Origin of the sequence: Bartonella sp. AC535YNZD (assembly GCF_042196625.1) — a bacterium.
In the GTDB taxonomy this organism is placed as follows: Bacteria; Pseudomonadota; Alphaproteobacteria; order Rhizobiales; family Rhizobiaceae; genus Bartonella.
Genome location: NZ_JBHIQP010000010.1, coordinates 23,063 through 46,289, shown reverse-complemented (window position 1 = coordinate 46,289; position 23,227 = coordinate 23,063). Strand labels below are relative to the sequence as shown.

The 23,227-nt window shown below is 37.5% G+C and carries 19 protein-coding genes and 1 pseudogene; 5 read left to right on the top strand and 15 right to left on the bottom strand.

The annotated features are described in order from the left end of the window. Positions 1 to 98: 98 nt before the first annotated feature. The 13 genes from traG to ACFIM8_RS06815 all read right to left on the bottom strand — a co-directional run bounded on the left by traG (position 99) and on the right by ACFIM8_RS06815 (position 12,815). Entirely contained in the window at positions 99 to 2,018 is a 1,920-nt protein-coding gene (gene traG, locus ACFIM8_RS06875; RefSeq protein ID WP_375614697.1) for a Ti-type conjugative transfer system protein TraG, read from the bottom strand. A gap of 155 nt (positions 2,019 to 2,173) precedes the next feature. Beyond that, positions 2,174 to 3,808 (bottom strand): BID domain-containing T4SS effector, encoded by a 1,635-nt coding sequence (locus ACFIM8_RS06870; RefSeq protein WP_375614696.1) that lies wholly within the window; start codon positions 3,806 to 3,808, stop codon positions 2,174 to 2,176. A 10-nt stretch (positions 3,809 to 3,818) separates the two neighbouring features. Next, entirely contained in the window at positions 3,819 to 4,037 is a 219-nt protein-coding gene (locus ACFIM8_RS06865; protein WP_375607250.1) for an antitoxin VbhA family protein, read from the bottom strand. Positions 4,038 to 4,099: 62 nt separating this feature from the next. Beyond that, positions 4,100 to 5,170, bottom strand: coding sequence for a P-type DNA transfer ATPase VirB11 (virB11, locus tag ACFIM8_RS06860; protein WP_375614695.1), 1,071 nt, complete (start codon positions 5,168 to 5,170; stop codon positions 4,100 to 4,102). Then, complete coding sequence (gene virB10, locus ACFIM8_RS06855; RefSeq protein WP_375614694.1) at positions 5,167 to 6,327, bottom strand: type IV secretion system protein VirB10; 1,161 nt, start codon at positions 6,325 to 6,327, stop codon at positions 5,167 to 5,169. The genes virB11 and virB10 overlap by 4 nt, the downstream gene beginning before the upstream one ends. Further along, positions 6,320 to 7,186, bottom strand: coding sequence for a P-type conjugative transfer protein VirB9 (gene virB9, locus ACFIM8_RS06850; RefSeq protein WP_375607253.1), 867 nt, complete (start codon positions 7,184 to 7,186; stop codon positions 6,320 to 6,322). The genes virB10 and virB9 overlap by 8 nt, the downstream gene beginning before the upstream one ends. Further along, a complete protein-coding gene (locus ACFIM8_RS06845) occupies positions 7,183 to 7,887 on the bottom strand; it encodes a virB8 family protein (protein WP_375614693.1) in 705 nt (234 codons plus the stop codon). Before ACFIM8_RS06845 ends, virB9 begins: the two co-directional genes overlap by 4 nt. Continuing rightward, positions 7,841 to 8,143, bottom strand: a complete 303-nt coding sequence (locus tag ACFIM8_RS06840; RefSeq protein ID WP_375614692.1) for a type IV secretion system protein VirB7 — start codon at positions 8,141 to 8,143, stop codon at positions 7,841 to 7,843. The genes ACFIM8_RS06845 and ACFIM8_RS06840 overlap by 47 nt, the downstream gene beginning before the upstream one ends. Positions 8,144 to 8,353: 210 nt before the next feature. Further along, positions 8,354 to 9,340, bottom strand: a complete 987-nt coding sequence (locus tag ACFIM8_RS06835) for a type IV secretion system protein (protein ID WP_375607256.1) — start codon at positions 9,338 to 9,340, stop codon at positions 8,354 to 8,356. Beyond that, a complete protein-coding gene (locus ACFIM8_RS06830) occupies positions 9,327 to 9,812 on the bottom strand; it encodes a type IV secretion system protein VirB5 (RefSeq protein WP_375607257.1) in 486 nt (161 codons plus the stop codon). Before ACFIM8_RS06830 ends, ACFIM8_RS06835 begins: the two co-directional genes overlap by 14 nt. Further along, a complete protein-coding gene (locus tag ACFIM8_RS06825) occupies positions 9,809 to 12,163 on the bottom strand; it encodes a VirB4 family type IV secretion/conjugal transfer ATPase (protein ID WP_375614709.1) in 2,355 nt (784 codons plus the stop codon). The genes ACFIM8_RS06830 and ACFIM8_RS06825 overlap by 4 nt, the downstream gene beginning before the upstream one ends. Before the next feature lie 22 nt (positions 12,164 to 12,185). Then, positions 12,186 to 12,494 (bottom strand): type IV secretion system protein VirB3, encoded by a 309-nt coding sequence (locus ACFIM8_RS06820; RefSeq protein WP_375607258.1) that lies wholly within the window; start codon positions 12,492 to 12,494, stop codon positions 12,186 to 12,188. Further along, a complete protein-coding gene (locus tag ACFIM8_RS06815) occupies positions 12,495 to 12,815 on the bottom strand; it encodes a TrbC/VirB2 family protein (protein WP_375614691.1) in 321 nt (106 codons plus the stop codon). A 398-nt stretch (positions 12,816 to 13,213) separates the two neighbouring features. On the opposite strand from ACFIM8_RS06815, the gene ACFIM8_RS06810 reads away from it, so the two are divergent. The 3 genes and pseudogenes from ACFIM8_RS06810 to ACFIM8_RS06800 form a co-directional block, all read left to right on the top strand. Beyond that, positions 13,214 to 13,939, top strand: coding sequence for a hypothetical protein (locus ACFIM8_RS06810; RefSeq protein ID WP_375614690.1), 726 nt, complete (start codon positions 13,214 to 13,216; stop codon positions 13,937 to 13,939). Between the two features lie 1,031 nt (positions 13,940 to 14,970). Then, complete coding sequence (locus tag ACFIM8_RS06805) at positions 14,971 to 15,207, top strand: EexN family lipoprotein (RefSeq protein WP_375607261.1); 237 nt, start codon at positions 14,971 to 14,973, stop codon at positions 15,205 to 15,207. A gap of 466 nt (positions 15,208 to 15,673) precedes the next feature. Beyond that, positions 15,674 to 16,064 (top strand): annotated as a pseudogene (locus ACFIM8_RS06800) (integrase); the annotation flags it as partial. 382 nt (positions 16,065 to 16,446) lie between these two features. On the opposite strand, the gene ACFIM8_RS06795 reads toward ACFIM8_RS06800, so the two are convergent. Then, on the bottom strand, positions 16,447 to 16,836 hold the full coding sequence (locus ACFIM8_RS06795; protein WP_375614689.1) for a helix-turn-helix domain-containing protein: 390 nt from the start codon (positions 16,834 to 16,836) through the stop codon (positions 16,447 to 16,449). A 1,188-nt stretch (positions 16,837 to 18,024) separates the two neighbouring features. Between ACFIM8_RS06795 and ACFIM8_RS06790 the strand changes: the two genes are divergently transcribed. Both ACFIM8_RS06790 and ACFIM8_RS06785 read left to right on the top strand, forming a co-directional pair. After that, positions 18,025 to 18,870, top strand: a complete 846-nt coding sequence (locus ACFIM8_RS06790; protein ID WP_375607263.1) for a TIGR01459 family HAD-type hydrolase — start codon at positions 18,025 to 18,027, stop codon at positions 18,868 to 18,870. After that, positions 18,870 to 19,871, top strand: a complete 1,002-nt coding sequence (locus ACFIM8_RS06785; RefSeq protein WP_375607264.1) for a bifunctional riboflavin kinase/FAD synthetase — start codon at positions 18,870 to 18,872, stop codon at positions 19,869 to 19,871. The genes ACFIM8_RS06790 and ACFIM8_RS06785 overlap by 1 nt, the downstream gene beginning before the upstream one ends. 2,111 nt (positions 19,872 to 21,982) lie before the next feature. Here ACFIM8_RS06785 and ACFIM8_RS06780 read toward each other — a convergent pair. Further along, entirely contained in the window at positions 21,983 to 22,312 is a 330-nt protein-coding gene (locus ACFIM8_RS06780) for a TIGR01244 family sulfur transferase (RefSeq protein WP_375607265.1), read from the bottom strand. Positions 22,313 to 23,227: the final 915 nt, after the last annotated feature.

Here is a 23,227-nt window from a genome sequence, read left to right as displayed (position 1 = left end):
CGGGAATTCCTTCTTTATAGGCTTTTATGAGATAGAATCTCTGCTTTTATCCTTTGATGTTTTTGTTTTGATGCATGACCTCCATTGGAGGGTGTTTTTTAGTTTTTCTGTGCTTTTGGGGCAAAACGGTTTTTTGCAGCTGCGGCTAACATTTCTTTTCTTCTGAAATAGATGGCGCGACCACATCGCAAAGGGGGTTGTCCTTGCATAAGAATAATTTGTTCATCTTGACGCATTTCTTGAATAATCTCGTGGGGTAAAATGAGAGCTCTTTGTTGGTAATTGATGTTGTAAGAACTTTTTCCTAAAGATAAACCTCTTGATTTGCTCGTTCCGGTGACTTCAACGGTCATTTGACCACAGCGTTCTGAAATGTCTTTAGCTGTTTGAAGGTCTTTAATGGCCGCATAACTGACAAAGGAGCAGCTTTCAAACCATGAACGTGCTCCTGCTTCGCCAAAGTGATTGACCAACTGACCCGTGGATTGATAAAAGAGCATCAAGGATGTGCCGTATTTACGTCCACGATCGCGGGCTTCTTCTAAAATATTCATATAGCCTAGAAGATCAACTTCATCTAAGACGAATAAAACACGCTTTTTATAGTTACCGTCTGCTGTAACCATGGCATTGAGAAAGGCGCCAATAATCACACGTCCAATAGCTGGATAACTGTTTAAAATGCTTGCGGGGAGATTGAGAAAAACATCTGTATTGCCATTGGCAATATCTGAGGAAAAAAAATCATCTCCGCAGACAAGATCTGCATAATTGGATAAAGAAAGCCATTGGGTGTCTTTTGAGGCGGTTGTATAGACTCCTGAAAAGGTTTGCTCTGCCATTTCTGTAAAAATACCCACCATTTCGCGAATAAAAGGAGAAGGTGTTGTTTCTTGAATCATGCGTAATTGATTAACAACAGCTGTTTCTGATTGAGAGAGAATACCACGCAATGTTTTTAAATTGCGCTCGCTGTCTTCATATTCATCAGAAAATACAACATGAGCAAGAAGAGCTGTTAATAGGTTATGGGCTTGTGTTGAGAAATATTCCGCTGAAGAATTGTCTGATTTTTTATCTGTAAGAAGCAACTTTGAAAAGCTTACAATATTCGCTTCGCGTTGTGTGCGTGGTACGCTGTCGTCTAAAAGCCAATCGATGACATTAAAGTTTTTTGTTAACAATGAGTTGGGATCGAGAACAATGACATTTCTATTTCCCATTTTTTGACGCGCATATTTGACCATTGGGGCAACTTCTGTTGAAGGATCAAGACAAATAATAGACCCTGGATAGGTTAAACACGTAGGAACTACTGTACTTGTTGTTTTATAGCCACCAGAACCAGCAAAAAAGATCATATGAGTTGAACCAAAATCAAGATTAAAGGTTAGCAAAGGGACTGTTCCACCCTTTCCCCATGTTGTTTTATTGCCAGGTGCAAAGGGAATGTTGCACACATTATCTTGATCGACACGATATCTTTCACCCACAACAATTTGCCCATTGGCAGGAAAGATTTTTGCTGCCTCTCTTAAATTCATCCATGATGCTTCACCAAAAACACCTTTTTTTGCACGCTTGACCTTACTTTTAGGTGGAGAGGTTGTTATGAATTGAATGAGGGACAAAAAAACACCAATGATGATGCCAAAGACAACCATGGGATCCATAAATTGAAGAGCGTAGCTCCACGTTATTCCTTGTTGTCCAACATAGGGACTTAAGCGTTTTATTTCACCACCAATATAGTAAAGAGCAGTCATTCCAAAAAAGACAACGGAGACAAAAGTGATTATTCTACGCAGGTGCAGTTTTTGCGAGAGACTATACAACAATGAAACAGTAGCCGTTAGTGCTAGGACTAATAAAGGTTCTGAACGAAGAGTCCAATAAATTTGATCGCTCTTTAGTCCATTTGTTATAAACAACAAAAAGTGAGGGACAAGGAATATTGTTAAAGCACCTAAAGCGATCGGTGTTAAAATGAGTACCATTTGTGTTTTGGTATATTTCATTGTATTTTACTTTCAATTCTGTCAGAATATGTTGCGAAATGCTCTTTTCCAAGTGTGTGATATGAACTCTCATCTCTTTTTGCAAAGGTGCAGATAACGCCAGACAGTTTTTGCTTATGAGCCTTTCTCATTAAGGAGAAAGGTTTTATCTATTCTTAGCAGGCCATAGCAAATGCTTGGGAACGATGCATTGTGCATATTTGCGCTCCTTGATGTACTTCTTTGGTTTGCTTAATAATTTCTGTAATTTGCTTAGCTTTACTTTCTGATACACCAATACTTTGAGCCAATGTTTCAGAGTCATTCTTTTGGACTGCTTTATGTTCATTTGGTGAGAGGCGGTTATTGATGCTTTTTGCAAAGTTTGTAAGCTCTTTTTGCAGTGAAGGATTTTTTGCTAAAGCTTCTTGCTGTAATTCTTTTGGCAAGGCGAAGAGATCTTGCAAGCTTTGACTTGGCATTTCTACCGTTTTTGCACGACGACTTTGTTCTGTTGCATGTTCTTGCGTAATTTCCTTTTCAGCATGTTTTACAGCATACGCGAAATTTGCAACGGCAGTACAGAGCATCTCAAGATGATTTTTAGCGTTTGCACGTGTCTGGTTTTGTAGTCCACATAAACTGAAACCGGCAAGATGAGAAATAGAGTGCGGTGCTCTTTCAATCTGGTTAGCGAGCTGTTGGCCTAAGCTTGGATTTTTGATGATTTCTACCATCTGTTTGTTTAATGTTTTTTCGTTACCATAAACAATTTTTGACAATTGCTGAACCTGTTTTAGGCTTGCGTGGACACAAGAATCTTCTGCAACCATTTGGGCCGTTTCATTTTCTGTCAAAGGGGCTAATCTTTCTTCTGGAATGAGAATGCTTTCAAGCTTTTTTGTTTTGGGAACGGTAAAGGTAAATCTATCACCAGGTTTTAATGTTTTGAGTTGTTCTGGCGTGAGCTGTTCTTTATTGCCGATGATGTAAGCGCCTTTCACATTGAAAGCAAAGCTATCATAACCAGCACCCCTATAGGTACCTGTGTAGGTTTCACCTTCTTTTGCAACCATAACAGGACGATTATTAACATTGCGCCCAAGTTCTTTCATGTTGTTCATGAATTCCTTTAAAAGAAGTATTTTATTGGGATTAGAGATATCTTCAAACAGATGTTGCATTGGCTCTAGGTCACCATTTTCTGCTACAGCAACACTGGCGAGCATCATGCGTTCTTTTGTAACAAGTGAAAAGTCAAGCTGATGCCCTGCGGCTTTGGCGAGATTTTCAAAAAAGACCCGTTGTGTACGTCCATTTCCTCCCCTAAAAGGATGGAGTTGGTGAAGGAAGTTAAATAAGCTTATTGCTTCAGCGTTAAATTTCTCACGCGTTAAGCCTTGCAAATTATCTTTTTCGGCAAGCGTTTGATCTAATTTTTGTAAACCGTCTTGGATTTCATCGCCCAGTGCAAAAGGATTTTCCCATCCTGTTCTTTTCATTTCGGGCATGGCGGCTGTGGTACCATCTTCAAATGTAAAGGGGAGATGGCGCAGATATCCAGCCCATTCAAAGGTATTTTTAAATAAGTGGTGATGTATAGAGCATAGATAGGAGCTATCAAACTTTTCTGGTACGGGGGATTCACGCAGATTAACCATCGCTTCTGCTGTATCCTTTGAACATTTATCCAGAAAGGATTTTAAGTCTTTTATTCCATATTTATTTTTGAGTGTTGTGGTGTTTGGGTAGACATAATGATGGGGAGAAACTGTCTGTATATTTTTTGTCTTTGCTTTTGCTTTTGGCATCGCAGCTTCCTTATAATTTTACGTTGTCCATAAGAGTGTTAAATTTCTCGAGTGAAATATTCCCCTTTGCGTATTCTTCTAAAATTTTGAGTGTTGTAGGATGAAGCGCTATTCCCTCTATCGTATGGGTGCTGATGGCTGCTTCAACGGCTTCACGGCGTTTTTTTAATTCTTCCTCTGTCATCGATAAAAGATTTTCTCTATTTCTGTTTCGTTGGTTTTCATGCATTTTTTCTCTTATTTGCAATTGTTGCTTTAAAAGAGCCTTTGGCAGCCGGTGTGATCTTTCTTTTAGTCACCTCCAAAGATGTTTCGTTGTTTGAAGGGATCGTAATAAATTTCTGTGACCTTAAATTTTCCTTCAATCCGTTTGCATTGGATGATGATATCAATCATTGAAATCAACAGTCCTCGAATATCATCACGCTCTAAATCACCACCGCCTTCACTTTCTTTGACCAAAAGGGTCATCTGCTCAAAGGCTGCAAGTGCTGTTGATGCGTGAACCGTCGTAATGGAACCTGGATGGCCTGAATTGACATTGCGGATATAATAAAAGGCTGTACCATCTCGAAGTTCTTGCAAAAGAATACGATCAGGACGCATCCGTAAAGATGATTCAAGCAACTCTTTGGGGCCAACGGAGGCTAAGCCTTGTCCATCTTTTGAATAGAACATTGAGACATGGTTAGGGTGTGGTATCACCAATTCTTGCGTGTCTTCAATGGTGATAATACGCTCTTCTTGAGGGATTTTGGCGATTAATGCTTTTGATAATGTTGTTTTACCCGAACCGGTTTTTCCCGCAATTAAAATATTTTTCTGACATTCTACAGCTTGATTTAAAAAAGAGACAAAGTCTTTATTACAGTAGGCATTGGCTAAATTATGCTCGATGATTTTGAGTTCGTTAAAACGAGAATGATAGTCATTCAAAGGTGTGAAAGAGACCTGTTCACAGAGCGAGAAGAGGCCTTTCTTGTCGAGTTCTTCGAGAGAAAAACTCTGCGATGATGGTTTACGAATTGTCATACTAATCGTGTCTTTTTCGACAGCCGGCGGAATGACAATTTGAATGCGCTCATTGCCTGGTAGCGTTGCAGATAATATTGGGTTTTTGTCCGATATGTTTTGCTTGGAATAGGAGGCGACAACTTTCGCAATCCCCATAAGCTCATTAAAAGAGAGAGCCGGTGCTTCTATTGTTTTCCATCCATCAAATCCTTCAGTCATGACTTGATAGGGACGATTGATAACAATTTCAAAAAGACTATCATCTTTCAAAAAAGCATTGATGGGTTCAAGTTTTGTGAGAACAATCGCAACGGTTTCATCGCACATGGTATGTAAGTTTGAGTTCATTCTAAAGTTACCGCAGAATTTTTGTAAAAGTTTCTTGAAACAGCTCGATTGATAATTTGTTTTTTGTTTTCGATGACTTTCAATTTATAAACGCTGGAAAAATCTAAATCGCGGGCAACAAAGATATTCACCATTTCCCCTTGGTTTTTGGATAATGTTGGAGGAATATTGGCGTAATTTTCTACGAGAATGTTTGCGATGTTTTGTCCTGAAGAGAGAGTTTCAGTTTCTTCTTTTTCCTGTTTTTTTGATAAACGTTTATTGGCATAGTGTGTTGCATCTTTTATTAGTGAGACAAGAAGCGCAGACCCAATCCTCTCGAGCCAATGGTTATCAATATCTCCATCCATACCAGAACGCCCTAAAGCATCCGTTGCCGGTGAAGCTAAGGATATAATGATACCATTGGGGGTTTTTGCTCTATTCCATAGTACAAAGAGACGTGTTTGGCCTTTTTTCAATCCGGCGCGATATTCACCAACAATTTGGGTGCCTTTATCAAGAAGCACAACACGACCATTGTCTGATAAGATATCTCTGGAGATGATACAACTGGCAAAACCTTGTTGATCACTGTTGATGGCTGTTTCTAAAATACAAGGAATAGAAGTTCCCATCGCGATGATGTAGTTTCGATTGCCAAGGGTTGAAGCACGAATACCTTCAAGCACTGTGGGTTTGAGAAGATGATTAAAACGTTGTGTCGTTTCATCAGATTTACTTTCAAGTTGGTGAGGCAAAGCACCATTATTTGTTTGTGAATCTATTTTGCTTTGTTGTGTACTTGCATAAGCTAATACAGGAGCACGTTGTGCTGCCTCCAGCAGTGAGTCATCAGAATTTAATTGATTGATGTTTGGTGTTGGTAGCTCGACTTTTGGTAATAGAGCGTTATTTCGTTGAGGCTGTTCAAAGGGGGGAGGGGTAGGCTTTGCAGGACGAAAAAGCTCTGTTTGTTTTATAACTTTTCCTTCTTTTGAAGATTCAACCGGTTGCTTTTTGTCTGTAACAAGTGTTGAATAGGCTAAATAAAGACAGACACTGAAAAGAATAATAAGAGCAATAGCTTTCCCCACATTGTTCTGTTGACTTTTCCCTTGAGCATTTTTTATTGTATCGCGATCATTAATGCTTTTTTCATCCACGGTGTTATTCATGGCTGCTTCCTAGGTTCACTTTACGTTGTACAGATGGTGATGTCGTACCTGTTTCAGGGTTAATTCCTTTTGGTACGAACCTTTTGTTAAAGATGCACAATACTTCATTCCCACGTCGTAGCGTGAATTGTGCAGATGTCGCATGGACAATAACCTTGTTGCCTTTAATCGATTTGGGAATAAGGGCTTCTTGCCCATCAGGCGATACAATGTAAATGGCAGGGATTTCAATGTTGCCTAAAAAGGTAAAGGTTGTTGTTTTCCCATTATCATAGACAGAAGCAGGTTCAATGAGGGATGAGCCTTGAGCTTCATAAGCCCAATTGCGTGGTCCAAAATCTTCATGGATATTTAAAATATCATTGACAAAGTTTTCTTCACGTTGTTTTTCTTTTTCTGCTTCGGCTAATTTCTTACGTAAGGCTTCATCTTCTGGATAACGAAACTTTACTAAGAAATACGTCTCATTACCCGCTGAAACATCGCCTTCACGGACTTGTAGCTCGAATTGATAAGAGCGTTGTGTTCCATCTTGGCGGCTTGTGACAATTTGTAAATTTGTCACAGGCTGGACTTCACGTGGTTTGAGAAAAACAAAGTGTCCAGCCGGTGCAACTTGCCAAGCAACCGAATTTCCAATTCCTACATAGGTTACTTCTTCATCAACGGCAAATTCTAGTTGAACCGAAGAGCGAATGGAGCCAATGATTTGTACGACGTTGTAGGGGTCATAATTGACAAATCTGATGCGGTTATCTTTACGTGCACTGATAGGCGCTGTTTCTGCAAGTGAGAGAACTGTGTGAAAGCTGAGAGTGATCGTAAAAATTAAAGAGATTGTTTGCAAAAGTCTGATCATTTTATCACCTCTGGATCAGATCTATATTCCGATACTTGAAAACCAAGAGGGTTGATAAGACGATCAGACGTTGAAATGTGTGCGTTCACGTAGGAAAAATTTAAGATTGAAATCCAATGGGAAATATTTTCTTTTTCATTCAAGTCTCTGATCGTTTTATAGTAACGAACTTGGATAAGATCTTTGCTTATAAAAGAGATTGATTTGATTGTGACGGTAGCAATCATGTTATGATAAATATTTTGCGGACTTTCTGGATTATTGCCCGCGTACCATTTTGCAAAACGGTTTTGTTCTTTTGGAGAAGATAAAAGAGAGACTAAGCGAAAATTGTTTTCTGCTTCTGATGCTTGAAAACCTTCACGAGCGCGAACGTATTGGCTGGCAAAATAACGCGTTATAGCTTCATCATAGTCGTTAGGGGATTCTTTTAGGGCGCTTACAGTATCAATAATGCCTGTTGAGTTATCAACGCGGATAACAAAAGGCTCTACCGTTTTCAAAGGCGTCAAAGCTGCGACAGCTAAAGCTAGCGCAATCGTCATCAATCCAAAAAGCACTGTTAAAGCCATGGAGATTTTCATCCGCACACGCATGCTATGCATGCGATCAATGTCAAATGAGCGCGCTTCTTTTATATATTCTTCAAGGGCATCACTTTTCACGCATAACCTCCACAGTTTTATCAGATCGTGCTTCATGAATAACCGGCTTTAATAAAGCTGAATTGGCTGTTACTTTTTCACTTTCCAAAGTATTGAGAATGATGGGAGTAGTAACAGGCTTTACGCTCTTTTCTGGGTAGACAATGTTTTTATTGTCCCAATTCCACTTATCTTTATTTAAAGCGCGTGTATGTTTGCCATTACAGCGTGGTGGTTTTTTAGGGCCACTCAAAGAGGCACAACCAGTAAGAGCCATTGTTAGGACCATAACAAAAGTTATTTTTTGTTTCATTTTTTAAACTCACAAATATCTTGGAATACAATGCATGAGAGCCTTTGTTCTGAACATTTTTACAAGTTTATGTGATGCAAGATTTCGATTGGTTTTGTTGTTAGACCCAAGGTGTTAGATCTTATCTGGAACAGGATCATGGCGTGTGCACCCTTTGGCGCACACAAGGAAAAAACAAAAATTCTTATTCTTTTAAAGAGGTGCTTTATCTTAAAATCGACCACGACCACCTCCAGATTTACCTGCTTTTGCGGCCGCCCCTGCCGCACTTCTAACAGCGTTACCAGCAGCTCCTGAGATTTGTGAAGTGGCACTTTTTACTGCATTGCCACTCGCTCTTGCACCATTTGAAAGCATTGTAAAAATCTGTCCTCCTGAAGAGACACCAGCGTTAAAGTATGGTCCGCCAGAGGCCAGCGCTGTTGCAATACCAGGAAGCGCACGGAAGATAATAACTCCTATGATCGAAATGACGATGACAGGGGGAAAAAGAACGTAAATTGATTCATATGAAACTTTGAGAACCTGTAGGATAACTTGACATATAATGGTTCCAAGCATGATTACGAGAACTTGTAAAATGGTAAAATTGATCAAAGTTGTAATCCATGCATCGGAGTATTTTCGCGTTGCATTGAACAAATACAAACTAATAAATAGAGGCCCAAGACCTATAATCATGACGAGTGCAACTTGTGCAAACATTTGCACAATAAAACCACCTATACAAAAAAGAATAACTGCGAGAAGCATGATAGAACCAAGAAGACCCACAATGATCTTTTCAAAAAACCAAGCATTGTATAAGACTTCTTGATAACGCGAACTTGCCTTTAACAAAATATAATCAAAAACATTGGAGCTTGCAGGATTACTGTTAAGCGCATTCCCAATAGCATTGGATAAATCATTAAAGAAAATATCCTTGACATAAGTATTAAATATATCCGCATTCGTTGCCATTGTTGTAACAACAACGATTTTAACAACATTATTGAGAAGACTATGCATGGAAAGCGCAACGCGACCTGTCATAACATTATAGCCATAAAGAAAGATAAAAATGATTGCAGCGAGATTTAAGGGCGCTGAAATAGCAGAAGATAGCCCACTCACCGTTGTATCCATCACATTATCGAGGGGTTTTAAAATATACCCAGAAACGCTTTCAAAGGGAGAAAAACTAAAGTCTGACATCTGTACGCGCACTTTCAAGTTTTTCTTTTAATTGTTTTTCTTTTTCTTTTAACTGTTTTTCAATATGTTTATGCTTTTGTTGTTCCTTTTCTTCACGCAATTCGTCTTTTGTTTTCGTATCTCTTGCTTGAATCATATCAAGAGACTGAAGTTTTAAAGAATTCACTTGAAGATCGGCTTGAAGAAGAGAAAGCTTTACTTGAAGATCTTGTCGAAGGGCTTGCAATTCTTCTGGTTTTGTTTCTGGTTTTGATTTAATATTTTCAAGTTGTTGACTTATTTCTTTGATTTTTTTTGCAGTTTCAGTTGCTGTTTTATAAATGTTTTCAGCTGTTTCTGATTTTGCAGCATTTAATTTTTGTGTGTTCTCGAGTGCTTGTTTATAATATTCATCTACATCGGGTGTCGTTTGTGATATTGCATGAGAAATAAAAGAAAGAGATAACAGTGTAACTAAGCCATATTTTTTCATTGATTTTTTCTCCTTTGATAAAATATGGGCAGCCATTTGTCAGGGTCAGCTCCATATTCGTTGATAATTTCATTCATGAGTTCAATGTTTTTTGTTGTGCCGCTTAAAACGGCGATCTCATCATTCATTCCACGTAAGTTAAGTTCTGCAACGACGGAACTTTGTCCTTGTTTGATGAGAAAACGACGGGATTCTCTGCTTAACTCTGACTGTATCAGTTCAAATTCACGCTCAGTAAGTTTGAAAGCTTCGACATAATCATTGTAATTTGCTTTTTGATTTGGAAAAAATATTTGGGTGGGGCATTGCTCAATGATTGTGTGCGCGATTGTTGAGTTCAAAGCATCTTTAGGGCTTTGTGTTGCAAAGAGCATCATGCCATTTTGTTTACGAATTGTTTTTAGCCGATCTTGCGCAAAAGCTTTAAATGAATCATCTTCTAAAGCTTTCCAGAATTCATCAACGACGATAATGATGCGCCGCCCATCAATCAAATCAAGAATGCGGTGAAAGAGATACATCATTAAGGGGCGCCGAATTTCTTCATTATCTAAGAAATCGGTCATGTCATATCCAATGAACTGCGCATTTAAATTGAGATCATCTTGATCATTATCAAAAACCCATCCTAAATCATTGCCTCTAATCCAGCGTTGCAGCCGTATGGCAATCCCTTCTTTGGATGTGTTGTCAAAAAACAGTTGAAGGGCACCAAGAGAGCGCTGGGTTGGGGGTAAGTTTTCCAAGGAATCAATGGCTTTGGCGATATCTTGTCGCTCTTCTTCTGTTACGATTTGCCCTTCAGCGGTCACCAGCTTTAAGATCCAATTACGAAGAAAGATTTTATTTTTTTCGGTGTATTCCATGCCCTTTAAGGGAGCAATACCCATGGGCTGCCCATTCTTTAAAGGTTTATATTTCCCTCCTCCAGCCCGTACAAAAATCTCTGCTCCTTGATCTTTATCAAAAAAAACCATAGTTGGATTGTGTTTTTGTAATTGTGCAAGAAGAAAATTAACAATCACTGTTTTACCAGAGCCCGATGGACCACAAACAAATGTGTTTCCAAGATCGCCATAATGAAAATTAAAATAGTAAGGTGAACCAGCCTGCGTTTTTAGCAATGCGACAGCAGCCCCCCAAACATTATCGTTCAGTTTGCCAACGGGGAAAGAATGGAAGGGCGATAAAGCGGCAAAGTTTCTGCTAGTAATGGCGCCTGAACGCGCACGATAGCTAAAATTTCCAGGAAGCTGTGCCCACCATGCTGCTTCCAATCCTAAATCTTCTCTGGCAATCACGGCTCCCCCATTGGTTAAATGGGAACGTGCTTTTGATAAGTTTTCAGACAATATTTTGGGATGATCAGCAAAAACAGCTAAAGAAATGTGGTGTTCTCCCAAAACAAAACGGTTTGATTCTAAATCATCCAGCGCTTCATCCAGTGCATCAATTTGTGAGCTAGCACGATCAGCTGCATTGATCATTTGATTTTGTTTGCGGCTCATAATTGCACTGGCGGCTGCCTTACTTTTAAAGACAAAGGATTGTGTTAAGATGAATTCAAATGGCACCGTAAGCAGACCATCAGTCATACCTGGGCGTGTTTTAGAAGGATACTCTTTCCATCCAAACATGCCCACAAAGCGTTCATTGCTTTCATGGCGAATTTCGATAATTTCTTTCCCAAAAATAACACGATCCGAGTAAATTGTTGAAGCAATAGTTCCAAATGTGAGAGGAATACGCTCACGTCTTCCCCCCACTAGTTGATGGAGAAATTCACTTTGTTCGGCAAATAAAAGTCCTTCATGTTCATAGATTGATAGTAGACGGACTTCATACTCTTCCAAACCTTGCATAAGATCTTGACTTAACTCTTCGAGTTTACGAATAGCTTCCTCATCGGGTTCAGATTGTGTTTTCTTCGCTTTGCTCAAGCGCTGAAAAAATGAAACCAGCTTTTCTGTTTTATCCGCGGCCGGATTCCAAAGCAGTGAAATAAATAGATCATTTCTATACAGTTCTTGCGAAACCATCTTCTTTTTATATTTTTCATCTAATATTGCTGCAAAAGATGAAAGAAAATGACCTTCTGGGTATATCGTTTCACGGCGGCGGATGATGTGAGAATATAAAGCAAGCCGTTCGTCTGCGATATTTTTTAAAAGGGTGTTTAATTGGTTGTGTAAAGAATTTAATTGATCAATATCCGCAGTGTCAAAATTTATACCCTCAACAGCCATCACAACCATTAAACAGCGTGAATTTAAAGCAACGACATGTTGGTTGATGTAGCGTATATAGGGAATATATTCTTCAGGCAAAGTTTCCCGTTTCATGATTGACATCTGTTTCACCAGTTTCGTTCCTTCAGCTTAGTTCCTTATAAGTGCGGATAAGGCGTAAAGGGGAGGTTGAACCTCCTCCCCATCGGTTGAGGTTTTTTTGTTTTCCTCGGGTATTGAGCCATGCAAATAATACGCGAAATTGGTTGTGATCGTACTTTGTCACTTCTCGCAAAATAAAGTGCATCCCAATCCCAAGACCAAATATGGTAAAATCACTGGTCAAAATGAAAAGAATGGATGTCGCCATGACATTGAGCGCCATCGCTTCCATTGTAACACCGGCAAACATAGTCGGGCGGGTACAGGCAAGGAAAAGAGTATCTTCATTCATTTATGCTGAGCCCGTTAATTTCGTGACGAGAGTGGGGGCTCCAAAAACAATAGCAATCCCCAGAACACAGTAAGCTGCTTTGCGTAAATCAATAAAGCCATACATCCAGCCAATACCTACAGCAGCAACACATATAATTGCAATAAGCCTTGCTGTTGCACCTGTCATCGCTTTGACAATGTTGTCTAAAACACCATCAAGATTTCCCAGACCACCTCCACTAGTAGAAGAAGCAGCATAAGAAAGATCTGATACAAGCAATGCTGTAAAAAACAGCATGGTCACGATAAAAATGATGTTTTGGAATCTATTATCTGTCATTTTACCTCTCTTTAACAAATAATATTTGTTCATATGTCGATATTCTATTGCCTCTAACAAACTGCAGACTGCTGTCATTTTATGACAGTTAATTCTCCTCGTTTGTTTGTTTTAAAAGCCTTGATCGTGGATCTGTTCACTCTCAAGCTCTTCTTCGTAAAGAGACAGAAGTCTTTTCAAATTGAGATTGTGTTATATGAAAATGGCAATTTTAAGTTGTGTATATTGGTAAAAATAACAATATTAAAATAATGAAAGAAAGAATATCATTCTTTACAAAATGTAGTTAATCTGCAACACTTATATTTGGATTTTTTCTTTAAAAAACAAGGGGATTTCTGATCAATAATCTGACATGATAGGAAAAAAACGAATTTTTTGAGCGAGCGTGTTAAGAGATGCTATTTAAATTGATTGTTATTATTTACATTATGGGGGCCACAGTGTGGGGATTAAGCCAATATAAAGATAAAATGGATTTCAGCATTCTTAAAACATTTGAGACGCAAGATATCCAAGATATTGTCGATCTCTATCGAGAAGAAAAAAAGTTGGGTAGACCTATCGCTAAACAGCAATTAGAAAAAAATGAACCAGCTCTCGATTTGCAGAAGAGTGTTTCATTAAATGATGTTGCAAATAATGCTGTTGTTTTTCATGGTAAGGCTTCTGTTACAAGTGGGGTTACATTTAAATTACTGACGCCTGCTGCACAATCTTGGCGCTCACATATCTCCCGTGATATTCATCTTTATGGTGTGGACACATGTGCACCCCGTCAAAAAGCAAGATTAAATGATCAAGAATGGCCCTGTGGTGTGGTTACAATGGCTTGGCTTGTCACCAAAACACTTGGGCAGGATTTATCCTGTAAACAGGCTTTGATGCACCATGGTGTTTATTATGCGCAATGTTTTGTTCAAGGGGTTGATTTAGCTGAGGCAGGTCTTACAGAAGGTATGTTGGTACTCTCAAAAGAGGGGAAAAATCCTATTCCAGTCCAGTATCATCATGCGGAAGAAAAAGCACGTGGCAACAAGATTGGTCTTTGGTCGAGTGATTTCACTGAACCTTTAAAATGGCGGCGAGATAATGGATCCTATAACCCCTTTGCTAGTCCATGATTGGTTTTAACGAACATATTTACTTAAATTTTTATAGAGAAAACTTTATCAATAAAATTGTACCAAATCGTAGAGCAAGTTTGAATAAACGGTGAGATTATTTTCGTTTTTGAAGTAAATGGATGATACATTCATGTTGAAGAGAGATTTGCTCTTAAAATAGCTTCTCTTATTGATGTGTTTTATAAAAGCAGGAAAATGTCATTGTTGGTGGCAAAGCATTTTTGAGTATTTGTGTTTGAAGGAGAAAGTGAGGCGATAAAAAACGCTCAAGAAACGGATTTCTAGAGCGGTGTTGATGAAAGTAAAAAATAAACAGATCTCCAAATGGTGTAACGTTTGATATAATGGATAAAATCTTTCACAATGCCTTAAAAGAATTCATAGAAAAAGTTTTTTCATCAGAATTTTGTCTTCAGGATTGGATCACGTTTTTTACTTCTTTAAAAGTGATCAATCTGTTGCATTCCTTGAAAAGCTTTCATAATTATCTGCTTTTAAATTCAGACTTCCAAATGATGGATGGATTTCAAATAGACTCTACACGAAGAAATCTTCGTAAAAATGATTTGCATTGCTGATTGTTTTCTATATATCACAAAACGTTTCTATTTAGGCCTTCGATGGGGAACAATGACCAAAATATAAATAGGTAAAAGAAGGGGCTCGTACTTTTTTATTATGGCCTCATAGTTCATTGATCGCAATACTAACCATTATAATGTTCATAGATTATCCTACTGGATAGGGATAATTTTTATCACAGTCTCTATATTTGAAATTAGTTGGACAAAAGCTTTAGTCCGCTTTCTGATTTTATCATTTGTGGTCAGTTTTGGCTTTTTCCTTCTCATAGTATTTATGACAAATTCATACAATGGTTGTCGTGAGCTCTTCTTGCGTTATTTTACTCAGAGTATTTGCTGTGAAAGCAAGCAAGTAATAGTAAGGCTGTATTCTCATACAGTGTGAAAATTAAAAATCCATTTAGGGGATGATGTTAACAAATAAGCTCTTTAAAGAGGGGTAAAATGAAAAAAATTATTTTATTATGCATGGCTCTATTATTCGTTGTGGGATGTGAAAAAACTTATAGTGTGGAAGATTTTAAGAAAGATGCAAAATTAAGAGAAGAATGGGGAAAGAAATGTTTTCTTTCAGGACTAGCTGTTCAGGAATCTAAAAATTGTCAAAATGTTCTCCAAGCAGATAATGAACTATTTTTCTCGCCAAAGCTTGATTCTACAGGTCGTGAACACGGCTTTTAATAGAAATATACACTCTACAATAAATTTTGATATATTAATGTCTCAATAAAGAAGTTACTATTCAAAGAATAATTGCTTCTTTAATTTTTATAGGTAGTAATCGTTATCATTTTTTAGATAATTGCCTCAAATTGTATTGGTCATTATGTTGTTTGTTTCAACTTTGTAAAATTGAGGATTATTCTCACGAGAGTATAGGATCGCGTTGTCTTATGATGGCATTGGTATCGCATTGAGACTTTAGAGGAAAGAATATGCTTTTAGGAATGCATAATGATACCAAGTCTTTATACAATAAATTCATTTATAATGATAATTTACTGTTTTGTATGTTGAGTGAGAGTCCCGAATATCGTAAGATTCTCTCATTTCAAACCTGTTTATGTTGAAGCAATCAAAATCACTTTCTTGCATATCACAAGCGGGGTGAGTATGTGGGTAGAATTTGTATAAGAAAGGACTAAAAATAGTTCTTATGAATCGTCTTAAGTACCAAGAGCTGTTGCAACATTGGGAGTTGGCAAAGTTTGTGATGGTGCCGGGTTGCTTCCCCACAAGCGTAAAGATGGGGCTGCTCAATGAATTTACCGTTATACCATTCATGGGCATTGTCGCGAAGTGGGCTTGGGTACTTTAAGAGATGTTTTTTTAAACAAGTCTATGAATTGGAAATTGGGTGGCGTTCTATTTTACGTGAGGGTTGTTACCCCATTAAAGAACGCGATAAACAAAAGCGTGAGGCAATAAGCAATCTGCATTATTTAAAAGATATTGCTTTGGGTATTTTTGAAAGCCGTAAAGCTGAATTAAAAGGAGATGGGAAAGATGGTAAATGGTTTTCACCTTTATGCCTTTATAAGCAGGCATCTTACGAAAGTATATTAAATGCACATCGTTTAAAATTAATGGAGTGTCCACAGCGAAGAGGGGGCTACCCTTTATACGTATGAATGCTTGTCCTATTGTGCTGTAAAACACTATTGTTTGCGGTATGGTGATGTAAGACACAAAAATTTATGCATAGGCTGTTTTGATAAGAGAGTGTGATGAATATTCAAGGGAGGGCTTTTTTATATAATTTTGTGAAAGGAATCCTATGAAATTGGAAGCTGAGAAGGAGTTATTTTTGAGAAGGCGGATCATTTATCAACCGGTTTGAGGAGGGAGCGTCCCTTGAGGTGTGGGGAGAAAGCCAATAATAGGGCGTGTAGTACCCTATAGCTATGCTTTTAAAGTGTTTTAATTTTGATCACAAATTAAGTTTAAAATCGCTTTCTGTTTAACAGATGTGAGGACTCTAAAACTTTTTAAAAGCAAATATTCTTCTTTGCTCGAGGCGATTTCATCATAATGGTATGGGGTATTGTCTTTTTTGATGATATCAGTGTAAAAAAAGGCAAGTGGAACATTAAAAATATCGGAAATTTCCTTTAAACGTCCTGCGTTCACGCGATTTAAGCCTTTTTCATATTTCTGGATTTGTTGGAAAGTGATACCTAAATGATGCCCTAATGTTTTTTGATACATTTTTAGCATTTTTCGCCTAAAGCGAATCTTTTTGCCCACAATTCGCCTAAAGCGAATCTTTTTGCCCACAAAAAGATCAATATTAAGATTTGGAGCTTGCATTTTCCCCCCACCGATTGCGAGCGCCCTCGCATGAGTTCCGGGAGTTAAAAGTACTGAACTTAAATCAGTATTTTGCTTTTAGTGCGTCGACACACTTGGACATAGCAAAATCTCCCCGAATTCCGGGATACCCGAAAAGCGGGGTCAATTCATGTTTGAGTTTTCAGGCTTTTAATCCCTATTGGTCGTTGCGTATGCGACCAAGACACTTTCTGACTCATAAAGTAATTTTAGGAGATTGGCAATAAAAATAGTTTTTCTTGAGACGGATAAATTTTTTTAAATAGGATGTTTTTTGCCTTTCAAACTTTTAAGGTTTGCTTACTAAACGCATGACATCAGATATGCATTTTACGAAGGTAAACCTTGGTTTTTAAGCTCAAGGCACCGCTTACGGTGTTGCTCTTAACCAATAACCAAAATGGCTTGTTTTGATACGTCTGAGATATCATGATGATAGGGGAAAGCTTTTATGAGTAAAGAGCCCTCATGCAAAATAAACTCAAAACATTATAGATCTGATTGTTGTATATTCACATGTTTGTTTTAGAAGATATTTCTCAATGTTAGCGCCTATTTTACAATGGTGCTTCGTAAAATATATAGTGTAAAAGCTTCTATGAATGGGATAAAAGCTATATTCCTATCTTTACTGAAAAAAAGATGCTCGGACGGCACATACTCTCTGCCAGTTCAAAATATTACGACAGTTTTTGCCTTTGAAAGGGAGCATAAGAGTTTTTCTCTCTTCACATGTTTTTATCTGTACGCTCTCTGCTTATAATGTGTAAGCGAATAGGTTTTGATTGATTCAATATAAACAAATTTGAAATGAGAAAATATATTGGGCTTTCTCATGATGCATGTTTTTAAGAGGGGGATACGTTTATTTTCTCAGTGAAGAATTTGAGTATTTTAGATAAAAAACTCTATCAACGTCGTTGTTGTTAGAATTAAAATTTTTATGAGAAAAATGAGCATTGGGGAATGATAAGCTTTTGCTATCAAGCATTTTAGAATTTTGCACAACTTAATGATAACTTAGTTATTTTATCATTTCTTATGATCTCTATAGACGATAAAAAGTTGGGATATGGTTTGAGAAAGCAGATGACACAAGTATTATCTTTCGGTAAGTAGTTTTGAAGTAAAAGACAGCTTTAAATGACAAATAGAGATAGGTGCACCATGAATGAACTTACCCATATTGAGACTATTATAGCGCATTATGATGCTGTTTTTTGTGATGTGTGGGGTGTTGTGCATAATGGTGTACATGCATTTGAACCAGCGTTGAAGGCGTTGTATAAAATCCGACAAATGGGAAAAACTGTCATTTTATTAACCAACTCCCCTCGGCTACGGGAAGATGTTGCTGCTCAATTACAAAGTATGAATGTTCATAGCGACTATTATGATGCCATTATCACCTCAGGGGATGTAACGCGCGATCTCATTCAGAATGCTCCACGTAAAGTTTTTTTCATTGGTTCACAACGTGATTTGGTGCTGTTTGAAGGGTTAGAGTGTGAATTTGTTGAAGAATGGGAGGCTTCTGTTGTCGTCTGTAGCGGTTTTCTTGAAGATTTTGACGAAGAACCCTCTGCTTATGAGGAGATGTTTCTTCGTATGCGGGCGCGGAATTTACCTTTTATTTGTGCGAACCCAGATGTGATTGTCCATTATGGAAATAAAGAATTTTGGTGCGCTGGTGCATTGGCTCGTCTTTACCAACAATTAGGAGGGGAAGTGCGCATTGCTGGAAAACCTCACGAGCCTATTTATGAATGTGCCTTTGAAAAACTTCAAAAAATACGGGGAACAGTAGAAAAAAGTCAAGTTTTAGCTATTGGTGATGGTCTTTTAACGGATATTAAGGGAGCGGCTCACTTTGGTCTTGATGCCCTTTATATTATGGGGGGGATTCATCATTATGATTATACGCAAAATGGTGTGGTTGATAAGCAAGCTTTGCATTCTTTTCTTGAACATCATGGTTATAAACCACAAGCAATCATGTGGGCACTTCAGTAATGACTAATTTTTTGCGTCTTCAGGGAATTCATATGTTTCCCTCGGCTTGGCGGGGAGCAGTGTTGGCACTTGGAAATTTTGATGGTGTTCATTGTGGGCATCAGGTGGTGTTGCAAAAAGCACTTGACTTTGCGCGGATAAAAAAGAAACCAGCCGTTGTTTTAACCTTTGAACCACATCCAAGAAGTTTTTTTCAACATTCAACTCCTGTCTATCGTTTGACAGAGGCAGCTGAAAAAGCTGAAATTTTTAAAACCCTTGGCTTTAATGGTGTGATTGAACAGCCCTTTGATGCACAGTTTGCCGCTCTTTCAGCGGACGAATTTATTAAGTCTTTTTTAAAGGAAGTTTTTGATGTTTCAGTTGTGGTGACAGGCGAAAATTTTCAATTTGGTCATCAGAAAAGTGGAAATGTACATCTTCTTTGCAAAAGGGGAGAGAAATATGGATTTGAGGTTGTGCAAGTTCCTTGCGTTGCTCGTCCTCAAGAATCACAATCTTTGATTATTTCCTCGAGTTTTATTCGGCAACTTCTCTCACAAGGGGAAGTGGACAAAGCAGCCCATTTGTTAGGGTATCACTATCGGATACGCTCCAATATTATTCAAGGTGAAAAACTTGGACGTCTTTTGGGATTTCCTACCGCTAATCAAATGTTGCCTCCCCAAGTTCGTTTGGCACATGGTGTTTATGCGGTACGTTTGCGTCGTGCGAACGGTGTTTTGTATGATGGTGTTGCAAGCTTTGGTTGTCGTCCAACGGTTGTTAAGGATGGGGCGCCCCTTTTGGAAACCTATTTGTTTGACTTTAACGACGACCTTTATGGGGAAAATTGTACCGTTTCTTTTTTCCAGTTTTTGCGAGGACAAGAAAAGTTTGATGGACTTGAACCTTTGATTGCCCAAATGCATCGTGATGAAAAGAAAGCAAAAGAAATTTTAAAAACAGTACAACCATTATCAACGTTGGACAGACTGCTTACTTTTAAAAATATGTTCTAAATTTATCTGAAAAAGAGAGAAGAGCTGTAAAAATAGCACTTAAAGTGATTATAATCACAAAGATATATTCCAAAACATCATGAAATATATGTTTTTTCCGTTGTTGAGAGGGAGAATCGAATATCTGAAGATCTGATTTTGGCATCATTTTTTTCAAAGTTAACTTTATGGTTTTTGTTGTCATTCAAAATTTTACTACTTGTTTCTTTCTGATCCGTTAAAACTGCATCATAAAAGATGCAGTAAATAATAAGCATCCAGCCTATTTAGCAATAATAGACGAGAAAAGGGAGAAAGGCTGTTTTTAAAATTTCTTGCTATTTTAAGCTTATAGTTTGATAAAATTTAATTGATGACTTTTTTATTTTAAAAGTTTATTGTTTCTTTTTTCTAATTTGTTTTATTATGTCATTTATGTCTTATCATCGTTTATGATGAGAGTTGGTTCGTGTGACCTTACACGTGTGATATTTTGTATTATGTGATGAATATTTTTAAAAAAGGTTTGTTTGTCGAGTCTCGTAAAGTAGATCAGTGGTGAGCAGCGGCTTTCGTGTTAACCAATCGCGTCAATGAGAATGAAGCCGATGAGAAAGGCTTTAAGTCTCGTTTCTCTCATATGTTGTGATGGGGAATACATATTAAGGAGACTGCGATTGATTGCAGATAAAAAGAAATCATTGCGAGAAAGCAGGTATATTTGTTTCAAAATTTCTAATGCTTTTGATGGATAAAGGTACAATTTTGTTGTCGTAATATGTCAATCTTTTAGATTCTCAAGCTAAGAACTATCCATATATTTCCTTTGTCCTTCACAAAGGTAAGGCCTATAATGCAAAGGAAAGACAGTCTTGTAAGGATATGAAAACACAAAGCCAATAATGTTTTGTTGTTTTTTGGTAGAAGTATTGGATAAAAGTTAGAACATCTTTCCAGTCTATGTTCGGTCTATTCATGACTTTATCGTATTATTTTTCTCATAAAACTTTTTCTTTAGCGATCCCCAATGCAGCAATATGTTTGAGATAAAAATTAAGGCGCTTTAATGCTCTTTCTACTGTTACAGCTTTTGTATGCTAGATGAGGAGAGCCCTATTGCATTATCCATTTGCGTAATCTCTGAAATCGGTTTACAGCCTTATTGGAAAAAAATATGAAGTTATCAAGGGAAAATCAGTCCAGATGACTGTCTTTTTTAAATTTGGCTTTGCTACTTTCAAAAGTGTCCAGAGCAATATCTCTTAAATCATGAAAATAACAGCTTCAGGCTTTTGTTGTTCTTTGAATAGGATATCAGATCCCACAGGTAAAATAAAATGCTGGAATGTCCTTGTTTTACTAATTTATGCGCTTCTTTTAAAGAAATATCTCTCAACGCTTCTCATATTCATTTTCATGATGGCTCTCATGAATGGTATCATGCAAGTTTCGTTGAGCGCTATCATTCTTTATGCCTAATAAAAGAGAATCCGACACCATCAGTTATATTGACAAGCTTTCAGTTTTGTACAGCCTTGGCTATTTGAGAGCGTTTATGAGAGTTTGTTCTTAACTCGTTTTATTTCACATGAACACTTCCTGCTTGTGACATGTAAGAAACACGCTTTTGATTGATTCACTATAAATAGACTTGAGAGAATCTTACGGTATTAGGATTTTTTACTCAATGTGCAAAATAATTAATTGTTATAAATCAATATGTTGTAGTTAATCATAGATTATGGCTTACGGTTTTTTTATAAAATACTCTGCATGCCTTTTATTCGGAATATGGGTTTTTCTTAGTGGTTTTACTGTCGTTTTAGGTGTCTGTGGCGTACGAATGAGCTCGTATTGGTAAAGGAAGAGAAAAAGAAGGTGGAGCAGTGATAAAAAGTGAGGTGAAAATAATTTTATTTGATCATCATATGCATTTTCATGCATTTTTATGGCTTCGGGTGTGCATGCTTGTTGTATATTAAGGAGCAAAGCTTGCTTGTAGAGTTTTATGAAGAGGCAAGCCAAGGGAAAGGCGCAAGACAAAGATTATTGACAGATTGTTTGTTAAAAATCGATGTGTATTTAAGAATTTTTGTCTTTTAAGGCGAGGAGGAAGTGTGCATACCCTCTGTTTAAAGATGCGCTAAACGATAAAGATGCAGCGAGCGTGATCCGTGATGACAATAGGCAAGAAGAGGCAGAGAGGCTGTTTTTAAAATTGTTTGCATGGCTTCAACAGCTGATTTTTCTATAGTTGGAGGAGAAATGGGAATGTGATAGGCTTTTATGCCATATTCATTTGCGACCGTTTTAATGCTAGAAAAGTCAGGTTGATGGAGCTCTTCGTGATCGGGGCGGTTACAGATAATTGTTTTAAAACCAGCTTGTGCCAATGCTTTGATATTTTCTATGCTAATTTGTGCACTGATAAAAATATCAGGTTCAATTTGTTGTAAATTCATTTTTGTTTATTCCCAATTGCACGATCTTCACGATACCCTCTGGTCTGTTATATAGAAAGAAGATAATGAAGGTAAGTTTTTCAGTGGCATCTTAACAAAAATATTCTTTTTGTCGAGAAGATCTATTTGGGAAAAACGAGCTTTAAGATGCAAAATATCTCATTCCGCAACATGTTCGTTATGCGATCTTATAAAAGACGGATGTTTGGTCTTTATGGATAATCTATAGTGTTTACTCAGCATAGACATTTCATTGTGTTGTTTGTTTACACGCTTGCTAGAGGTATCCTTATTTCTCTTAAGCCCATTTTACTCTGTCGAGCGTCAAAGAGTATAAAATTCACGGATCACCACTCTCTTTACGCTTATGAAGAAGGAAGTCGGTACCATTGTTATATTTGCCAACCCCCAATATTGTAATAGTTCTTGGTACTTGAGATTCTGCATAAGAAGCATTTTAAATCCTTTCTTGTACAGTTTTACTCACACGCCAGCCCTGCTTGTACGTACAAGAGATATGATTTTGATTAATTTAATATAAGAGGTATGAAATGAGAGAATCTTCCTGATTTCGGCTCTCTCATTCAACGTGCGAAACAATGAATTCTCCTTATAGTTTGTTGTATATTCAGAGTGGAGCTTGTTTGTAGAGTTGCATTAAGTGGATTGCATGAAAGGAGAAGCCCAAAAGGCCGGCGCAAAATAAGAAGCTGGATCATTTACAGAGCATTGTTTACAGATCGACATGGATTTAAAAATCTTTGTTTTAGGGTGGGGAAGAAGAGCGTGTTTCGTGTTTAAATTTTTCTTATCCTCAAGAATATTATTTTTATAATATTTCGCTCAATGCTAAAAGTTAAAAGAATATTATAAAGATAAAATTGGGTGGTGTCGTTTTTATCCTAAAAATGGGAG

Excerpts from the sequence above, each read along its gene's own strand:
- traG (WP_375614697.1), bottom strand. The coding sequence starts at position 2,018 with ATGAAATATACCAAAACACAAATGGTACTCATTTTAACACCGATCGCT.
- ACFIM8_RS06870 (WP_375614696.1), bottom strand. The coding sequence starts at position 3,808 with ATGCCAAAAGCAAAAGCAAAGACAAAAAATATACAGACAGTTTCTCCC.
- ACFIM8_RS06865 (WP_375607250.1), bottom strand. The coding sequence starts at position 4,037 with ATGCATGAAAACCAACGAAACAGAAATAGAGAAAATCTTTTATCGATG.
- virB11 (WP_375614695.1), bottom strand. The coding sequence starts at position 5,170 with ATGAACTCAAACTTACATACCATGTGCGATGAAACCGTTGCGATTGTT.
- virB10 (WP_375614694.1), bottom strand. The coding sequence starts at position 6,327 with ATGAATAACACCGTGGATGAAAAAAGCATTAATGATCGCGATACAATA.
- virB9 (WP_375607253.1), bottom strand. The coding sequence starts at position 7,186 with ATGATCAGACTTTTGCAAACAATCTCTTTAATTTTTACGATCACTCTC.
- ACFIM8_RS06845 (WP_375614693.1), bottom strand. The coding sequence starts at position 7,887 with ATGAAGCACGATCTGATAAAACTGTGGAGGTTATGCGTGAAAAGTGAT.
- ACFIM8_RS06840 (WP_375614692.1), bottom strand. The coding sequence starts at position 8,143 with ATGAAACAAAAAATAACTTTTGTTATGGTCCTAACAATGGCTCTTACT.
- ACFIM8_RS06835 (WP_375607256.1), bottom strand. The coding sequence starts at position 9,340 with ATGTCAGACTTTAGTTTTTCTCCCTTTGAAAGCGTTTCTGGGTATATT.
- ACFIM8_RS06830 (WP_375607257.1), bottom strand. The coding sequence starts at position 9,812 with ATGAAAAAATATGGCTTAGTTACACTGTTATCTCTTTCTTTTATTTCT.
- ACFIM8_RS06825 (WP_375614709.1), bottom strand. The coding sequence starts at position 12,163 with ATGTCAATCATGAAACGGGAAACTTTGCCTGAAGAATATATTCCCTAT.
- ACFIM8_RS06820 (WP_375607258.1), bottom strand. The coding sequence starts at position 12,494 with ATGAATGAAGATACTCTTTTCCTTGCCTGTACCCGCCCGACTATGTTT.
- ACFIM8_RS06815 (WP_375614691.1), bottom strand. The coding sequence starts at position 12,815 with ATGACAGATAATAGATTCCAAAACATCATTTTTATCGTGACCATGCTG.
- ACFIM8_RS06810 (WP_375614690.1), top strand. The coding sequence starts at position 13,214 with ATGCTATTTAAATTGATTGTTATTATTTACATTATGGGGGCCACAGTG.
- ACFIM8_RS06805 (WP_375607261.1), top strand. The coding sequence starts at position 14,971 with ATGAAAAAAATTATTTTATTATGCATGGCTCTATTATTCGTTGTGGGA.
- ACFIM8_RS06795 (WP_375614689.1), bottom strand. The coding sequence starts at position 16,836 with ATGCAAGCTCCAAATCTTAATATTGATCTTTTTGTGGGCAAAAAGATT.
- ACFIM8_RS06790 (WP_375607263.1), top strand. The coding sequence starts at position 18,025 with ATGAATGAACTTACCCATATTGAGACTATTATAGCGCATTATGATGCT.
- ACFIM8_RS06785 (WP_375607264.1), top strand. The coding sequence starts at position 18,870 with ATGACTAATTTTTTGCGTCTTCAGGGAATTCATATGTTTCCCTCGGCT.
- ACFIM8_RS06780 (WP_375607265.1), bottom strand. The coding sequence starts at position 22,312 with ATGAATTTACAACAAATTGAACCTGATATTTTTATCAGTGCACAAATT.